The sequence below is a fragment of the Bradyrhizobium sp. genome, from assembly GCF_019244115.1.
Taxonomy (GTDB): Bacteria; Pseudomonadota; Alphaproteobacteria; order Rhizobiales; family Xanthobacteraceae; genus Bradyrhizobium.
Genome location: NZ_JAFATE010000034.1, coordinates 1 through 6,687 on the forward strand (window position 1 = coordinate 1; position 6,687 = coordinate 6,687).

The following is a 6,687-nucleotide window of genomic DNA, read 5'->3' on the forward strand; positions in this document are numbered from 1 at the left end:
ATTCATGCGCTCTTGGGCAGAGCTCGATGGTGGCGAATTCGACCGTCCCGTTCTCGCGCGGCACCGCTCGCTGCAATTGCAAAGCCGGGCTGGCAATTGCATAGTTCGCCCGAATCAGACGGGTTTTGGGAAGCTTTGAGGACGAACATGGCAGACGCCGACCTGGATGTCGTGATCCGGCAGCTGGCCAGACAGCAGCAGAAGAGCCTGATGGCGGCGGCGAAGAAGCGGCGTGATCGCTATGGAAGCCTGGCGGCCAAAGCCAAGGACAAGCCGGCCCGGGATCGCTACCGGCAGATCGCCAAGGATACGATAGAGCATGCAACCGCGGCCGCCCGGCGGCTGCAGATCTCCGCCGACAACGCTGCCGACAGCTACGCGCGATCGATGCGACAGGCCGTGGCTGCGGCCGACGCGGCGGCCGCAGCGACCAAAGAGGCGGCAAAGAAGAAGACGGCGAAGAGAAAAACGGCGCAGGGGGCTGACGCGTAGCGGGCGCGTTCTCCCGCTTCTGCGCCCTTCTGTTCGCAATCTCACCGCCGTCCGAGAGGGGCTCGGCGCTAGCGCGGACTTAATATCGCATCACCATTCCTTGAAATGTAATTCACGTCACATGCGCCGACGCCGGCATCAGCCATGGTGCGCGCCGTCACATGAGCGGAGTTTCAAGGGACACGTGCCATCGATTGATGCAAAGATTTCTTCCCAAATTGCTTCTCAGACGACCTCCCAAAGAACGTCCAAAGACCATTCGCCGAGCCGCGAGCGAACCCGCAAAAGCCTGATTACTCATATCATCGAGGCTTTGCACCACTCGCGGCGGCTGCAGGCGAAACGAAATCTGCACCAGTACCGTCACCTGCTCGGCACCCCCGCCCAACGGGCCGTCCGCGAACCGCATGCCTCTTCCGGACATCGGCGCCATGGCATCGAATGAAGGGCTGGTTGCCCGCAGTTCGTCGGTGCGGGTGCCGCTGCTCACCGAGAAGGTGCTGGTCGCAACCATCCTGCTCCTGTTCCTACTGCTGCATGGCCTTGCAGGCGTGATGCTGAAGTCCACCAATGCCGGTGGTTCCGCGACCTCGGAGCAGGACGTGCGAGACATGGCGTTGCGGCTGCACGACTGACCGACCAGAGCCCGGATTGACGGAGCGCCTGCAGCCCGTGCTCCGCACGCGATCCGGCATGGTTAACGCCGGCATAATCGCTGGCCAGAGCGGCGAGGCCCGTCTTAACGGCACCGCAATGTTGCTCGTCTAGCCTTGATATGACGCCGCGAGCCCTCGTGCTCTCGGGCCTTCGCAATGCGGTCCACCGCGGCCATCGGCAAGGCTCATGTGGTGCGGCGGAGACCTTGGACCCAGGGGATACATCATGCGTGGCGTTGTCGTGTGTTCGGCGATCCTGTCTCTCGCGCTTGCCGCGCATGGCGCAGCGGCCGGCCCGCGCGTGATCCACCTCGAGCCCGCAAACGATGCCCCCGCACCCGCGCAGCGGGCCACCTACGAGCATTATCGCGGTTATACATTCGATCTGTCGGAAAATTCCGACCGCGGGGACGTCGCAGCGACCGCCGACACTCTTCGCCGTCAGCTCGACGTCGTCGAAAGCGTCGGACTGAGCCCCCGGGTGCTGCGCTTCTTCCATTCGGTGCCGATCGTGGCGAGCGAAATGGCCTGCCTGGAAGAAGGCGCGGCCGCCGCATGCTACGGCATGGCGGGGCCGGAGCGGGAATCCCGCGCCGCACGCGACATCACCGCATGGGACAGCGACAAGCGGCAGTGGATCAATTCGGACCCGGTCGAACTCGCGGAGGATTCCGGCATCGGCGTGATCATGCTGCGTCCGAACATGATGCGCTACGCTGAAGACCCGGTGATGCTGCACGAACTCCTGCACGCCTATCATGGCAAACTGCTGCCAAACGGGTTCGACAACAAAGGCATCAAGGATTTCTTCGGCAAGGCCAAGGACGTGTTCGGCAAGGACACCTATGTTGCAAAGAACCACAGGGAATTCTTTGCGGTGACCGCCAGCATCTTCCTGGCCGGCAAGGACTCGGTGCATGAACCGAACACCCGCGCGAAGCTGAAGGAGAAGATGCCCGAGTACTACAAGTACCTGGTCGGCGTCTTCGGCTTCGATCCCGATGCTCCCGCAAGCAGGCCGCTCGCCTCCGCCGAATGAATTCCGGTGAGACTGCGCTGAATGCAACAATCTTCGGACGCGGGCTTGTTGGCGAGATGAATATCCGCTGAACGCCGCTTCAGCGCGGCAAAATGAAGCGGACTTCGGGTTCGGGACGCGCGTGCCCGGAACGAACCAGCGACACGGAACGTTACAAGCTCAGCAAGAACCTTGCGGAGTTGCGGCGATGTCGCGCTATCCTGCCCGCGCAGTGGTGACTGCGCTTTCTTTCCTCACCTTCATCCCGATCGCATCGGCCCAGCTGCCCGGCCACGGCATGCCTCACGGCGGTGCACCGGCGATGCCGCATCCGGCGCCCGCGGCGCCTCGCATGGCTGCGCCCGCGGCCCCCCATTTCGCACCGCCCGCGCCTCACATGGCGGCGCCTGCGCCGCATATGGCCGCTCCCGCACCGCGCATGGCAGCGCCGCACTTCGCGGCCCCGGCGCCTCACATGGCCACGCCGCGCGTTGCCGCACCGCACGTCTCCGCGCCGCCGCGCAATTTCGCGGCACATGCCGCACCTCTTCACGCGATGCCGCACAGTGCCGCACCGCCTCATGGCGTTCCGCAGATTGCCAGGGGACATGCGGGTCCATCGCCGCGATTTGCGACAGGCGAGGCGCGACATGGCAACATTGCCGCCCATGCACCGCCCGCGCTCAACCGGCATGCCGCGACGCCGCCGTCCGGGGTGGATGTCAACAATCATACCGCCGCCGGCCCGAATGTGAACCGGGCCGAGCGCCAGACCACGCCGCGACCGGCCGAGACGGTCGGTCAGCGACCCGGCGGGTTCCGGCCCGGCGAAACCGTCGGTGTCGCCCGCAGCGACCGTGGTACGGCGGAGGCTGCCCGCGCCCGCGTCGAAGAAAGTCGGAAGACGCCGATCATTCGAAGCCCGGTTTTCGCCGGCCAGTCGCCCCGAAGCATGCGAACGAACCCGTCGCAATGGACGTTCCGCGGACGTTTTGCGCAGTCCGCGTTTGCCGGCGCGGGCCGTCATCATCACCACCATCTGGGCCTGGTGCTGGGCTTCGCCGGCGCGGTGTTCTGGCCCTATGCCTATGACGATTTCGTCAACTACACCTTCTCGCCCTATGCCTACGACACGTTTTGGCCGTACGCCTATGACGACGTCTATGCCGGCATCTATGGCGGCTACGCGCCGGAATATTACGCGCCGCAGGATGCCTATGCCTATGCGGGGTCCAGCGCCTCGGAGCGGGCCTATGCCCGATCGGAGCGGGTCGCCTCGACCAGCGGCACCGCGCCGGCCTCTTCGGCACGCGAGCGGATCTGTTCCGGCGAGGCCCAGGGCCTCACGGACTTTTCCATCCAGAAGATCGCCGACCAGGTTCAACCGACGGCGGACCAGCAAAGACTGCTCGATGACCTCAAAGCCGCAACGGTGAAGGCGGTCGAGGTGATGCAGGCCACCTGTCCGGCCGAGTTGCCGAGCACACCGACCGGCCGGCTCACCGCCATGCGCACGCGCGTCGATGCGATGTTGAAGGCGGTGCAGATCGTCCGCCCGGCGCTCGACAAGTTCTACGGCTCGCTGAACGATGAACAGCGCGAGCGGTTCAATGCGCTGGACCAGGGCGACCAGGCGCAGGCAAGAACCGCGGGTCTCGACCGGCTCTGCAGCGGACAGGACAGCGTGCAAGCGCGCCTGCCGGTGCTTCGGATCCAGCGTGCGCTCAAGCTGAAGCCCGATCAGGATAGCGCGCTGCAGGCCCTCGACGATGCCACCGCGAAGTCGGCCGAGATCCTGAAGGGGCAGTGCCAGGCTGCGGAAACGCTGACGCCGACCGGCCGCCTTGCCGCGATGGAGGATCGGCTGAGCGCGATGTCGAGGGCGCTGCAGACGACGCAGGCCGCGTTGAACAAGTTCTATGACGCGCTGAACGACGAACAGAAGGCGCAGTTCGATCGCATCAATGCGCGGACGGGTTAGGTTCGGCACGCGATGTAGGGCTAAGCGAAGCGTGCCCACCACCGCGAATGATGCTGCGAAAGATGGTGGGCACGGCGCGAAGACGCCCCTTTGCCCACCTACCGGGTTCGCGCTGTGCTCAGCTCACAAATGCCTAGTTTCGGCCGGCGCGTGCCACCAATCATTGTCGCGGCCATTGAAATATTTGACCGGAGCGGCGACCAGTTCCTCGGGCGTCGCGTCGTCGAGCGAAGCAAGTTGCACCGAGACATATTCGCCGCCGATCTCCGGAATGTTGCCGCGTCCGAACGACCTCACCCCGCAATGCCGGCAGAAATGGTGATGCGCCTGCTTGGTGTTGAACTGATAGTCGGCCAGGTCAGCCTCGCCGGAGATCAGCCGGAAGGCGTCCGGCTTGACGGTGATGCCCCAGTTGCGCGTCTTGGTGCAGATCGAGCAGTTGCACTTACCGGTGCCTTTTGACAGATCGAGATCCGCCTCGAAGCGGACGGCTCCGCAATGGCAGCTGCCGTGATAGGTTTTCAGCATGACGTCACTCCTTTCATCGTCGGTCGGAAGCGACATTATGACGGGGCTGCTGCCAGCACACTGTCAGCAGGTGGCGGTGACGGGGTAAAAAAATGCCGGCTAGCGGTCGGAGCCGTACTCGGTGATCTTCTTGTAGATCCAATGCCGGCCATCGTGCCGGCGCCAGACCTTGCCGATCACGATCTGTCCGTTGATCGCCCGGCGCGGGAGGATCACGGTCCACAGATGCCAGAGTTCGGACCAGTGGGTTCGTGTCGACACCGGGGTCAATGACATCATATCGTCTCGATCAACGATCATGGCCCACACCCTGTATCAGGGCGCGGGCAAAACCGGCAACAACACGCGTACCTTAACCTAACCGGTCAACCTTACCGGTTCCCCCGGACGGCCCGGATGGCCCACACCAGGCCTCGGACCAGGCGATTTCCTTTTCGACCCGGTTCGGATATTCGACATGGCCTGAACGCGTCACGCATGAACCGGGGGCCCTATGCCGATCCTGTCGTCCGCAATCCGAACCGCTGTCGTCGCGGTGATCGGGACTTTCCTCACGTCCGCGGCATCGGCCCAGTTTGCTCGGCCTTCCACGCCCGGGCCGGCCGCGCCGCGGCCCGCCACCGCGCCCTCGATGCGCGCGGCCGCCTGCCACAATGGCGCGAGTTTTGACCGGTTCCTCGCCGACCTGAAGCAGCAGGCGGTCGCCGCCGGCGTCTCGCAGCAGGCGATTGCGGAGGCTTCGCCCTACCTCACCTATGATCAGGGCATCGTCAACCGTGACCGCGGCCAGCGCGTGTTCGGCCAGATCTTACCGAGTTCGCCGGCCGCATGGCCGCGACGTACCGGATGCAGAACGGCCAGCAGCACATCAGGAGTTATGGCGCGGCCTTCGCGCGCGCCGAAAAGGAGTTTGGCGTACCACCGGCGGTCATCGCCGCCTTCTGGGGACTGGAGAGCGATTTTGGCGCCAACATGGGCAACCTGCCGGTGCTGCCGTCGCTGGTGTCGCTGGCCTATGATTGCCGCCGCTCCGAGCGTTTTCAGAATGAGACCATCGCGGCACTGAAGATCGTCGATCGCGGCGATCTCTCGCCGGACGAAATGATAGGCTCATGGGCCGGCGAGCTCGGGCAGACGCAGTTTCTGCCGACGCATTACTTCACCTATGCGGTGGATTATGACGGCGACGGCCGCCGCAATTTGTTGCGCAGCGCGCCCGACGTGATCGGCTCGACCGCGAACTATATCGCCACGGGGCTGAAATGGCGGCGCGGCGAGCCGTGGCTTGAGGAGGTGCGCGCGCCGCAGAATTTTCCATGGGACCAGGCCGATCTCACGATCCAGATGCCGCGCGCAAAACTCGCGCAGTTAGGGGTGACCTATCCTGACGGACGCGCGCTGCCGAACGACGAGTTGCCGGCCTCGCTGCTGCTGCCGATGGGCCGCATGGGGCCGGCGTTTCTCGCCTATGCCAATTTCGCCGCCTATACCGAATGGAATAATTCGCTGATCTATTCGACCACCGCGGCGTATCTCGCGACGCGAATCGCGGGCGCGCCGCCGATGCGGCGGCCTGCCGGACCGGTCACGCAACTGCCGTTCAACGAAATCAAGGAATTGCAGCAGCTCCTGGTGCGCGCCGGCTTCGAAGTCGGCAAGGTCGATGGCGTGCTCGGGCAGCAGAGCCGCACCGCCGTGAAGGCGATGCAAATCAAGTTCGGCCTGCCGGCGGACTCGTGGCCCACCGCCGAACTGCTGGCAAAGATGCGCGGCGGGATGCGGGCGCAGGCTGCCTCGCCGCCGGCAACCGCGGCGCGCTAACGCCCGCTGGCGGCGCTATGGCGATGGCGGCGCCATCAGCACTGGCTGTCATGCCCCGCTTCAATGTTTAGTCCGAGGACATGGTCGACACCGTTCCGGGGACATCACCGACACTTTTGGCTGCCGTCAAGTCGATGGTTGCGATTTGATGGGAGGCGAAGAAAATTCCGAATTGGCGATCGCTTGCGGTG

At 64.6% G+C, this 6,687-nt stretch carries 6 protein-coding genes and 1 pseudogene; 5 read left to right on the plus strand and 2 right to left on the minus strand.

Going from position 1 to position 6,687, the window contains the following annotated elements:
* Positions 1 to 147: 147 nt before the first annotated feature.
* The 4 genes from JOZ76_RS01610 (at position 148) to JOZ76_RS01625 (ending at position 4,147) form a co-directional block, all read left to right on the plus strand.
* Positions 148 to 492, plus strand: a complete 345-nt coding sequence (locus JOZ76_RS01610; RefSeq protein ID WP_291696887.1) for a hypothetical protein — start codon at positions 148 to 150, stop codon at positions 490 to 492.
* 431 nt (positions 493 to 923) lie between these two features.
* Complete coding sequence (locus JOZ76_RS01615) at positions 924 to 1,127, plus strand: hypothetical protein (protein WP_291696888.1); 204 nt, start codon at positions 924 to 926, stop codon at positions 1,125 to 1,127.
* Positions 1,128 to 1,374: 247 nt separating this feature from the next.
* Positions 1,375 to 2,187, plus strand: a complete 813-nt coding sequence (locus JOZ76_RS01620) for a hypothetical protein (protein WP_291696889.1) — start codon at positions 1,375 to 1,377, stop codon at positions 2,185 to 2,187.
* 187 nt (positions 2,188 to 2,374) lie between these two features.
* Positions 2,375 to 4,147, plus strand: coding sequence for a Spy/CpxP family protein refolding chaperone (locus JOZ76_RS01625; protein WP_291696890.1), 1,773 nt, complete (start codon positions 2,375 to 2,377; stop codon positions 4,145 to 4,147).
* A gap of 123 nt (positions 4,148 to 4,270) precedes the next feature.
* Here the strand turns inward: JOZ76_RS01625 and JOZ76_RS01630 are convergent, their stop codons facing one another.
* Positions 4,271 to 4,675 (minus strand): GFA family protein, encoded by a 405-nt coding sequence (locus JOZ76_RS01630; RefSeq protein WP_291696891.1) that lies wholly within the window; start codon positions 4,673 to 4,675, stop codon positions 4,271 to 4,273.
* Positions 4,676 to 4,774: 99 nt separating this feature from the next.
* Positions 4,775 to 4,951: a hypothetical protein gene (locus JOZ76_RS01635; protein ID WP_291696892.1), complete on the minus strand. Its 177-nt coding sequence runs from the start codon at positions 4,949 to 4,951 to the stop codon at positions 4,775 to 4,777.
* A gap of 355 nt (positions 4,952 to 5,306) precedes the next feature.
* Here JOZ76_RS01635 and JOZ76_RS01640 point away from each other — a divergent pair.
* Positions 5,307 to 6,496, plus strand: a pseudogene (locus JOZ76_RS01640) (lytic murein transglycosylase).
* Positions 6,497 to 6,687 lie beyond the last annotated feature (191 nt).

Bases quoted from the DNA above. Each gene is read 5' to 3' on its own strand.
- JOZ76_RS01620 (WP_291696889.1), top strand. From the start codon at position 1,375: ATGCGTGGCGTTGTCGTGTGTTCGGCGATCCTGTCTCTCGCGCTTGCC.
- JOZ76_RS01630 (WP_291696891.1), bottom strand. From the start codon at position 4,675: ATGCTGAAAACCTATCACGGCAGCTGCCATTGCGGAGCCGTCCGCTTC.
- JOZ76_RS01625 (WP_291696890.1), top strand. From the start codon at position 2,375: ATGTCGCGCTATCCTGCCCGCGCAGTGGTGACTGCGCTTTCTTTCCTC.
- JOZ76_RS01615 (WP_291696888.1), top strand. From the start codon at position 924: ATGGCATCGAATGAAGGGCTGGTTGCCCGCAGTTCGTCGGTGCGGGTG.
- JOZ76_RS01635 (WP_291696892.1), bottom strand. From the start codon at position 4,951: ATGTCATTGACCCCGGTGTCGACACGAACCCACTGGTCCGAACTCTGG.
- JOZ76_RS01610 (WP_291696887.1), top strand. From the start codon at position 148: ATGGCAGACGCCGACCTGGATGTCGTGATCCGGCAGCTGGCCAGACAG.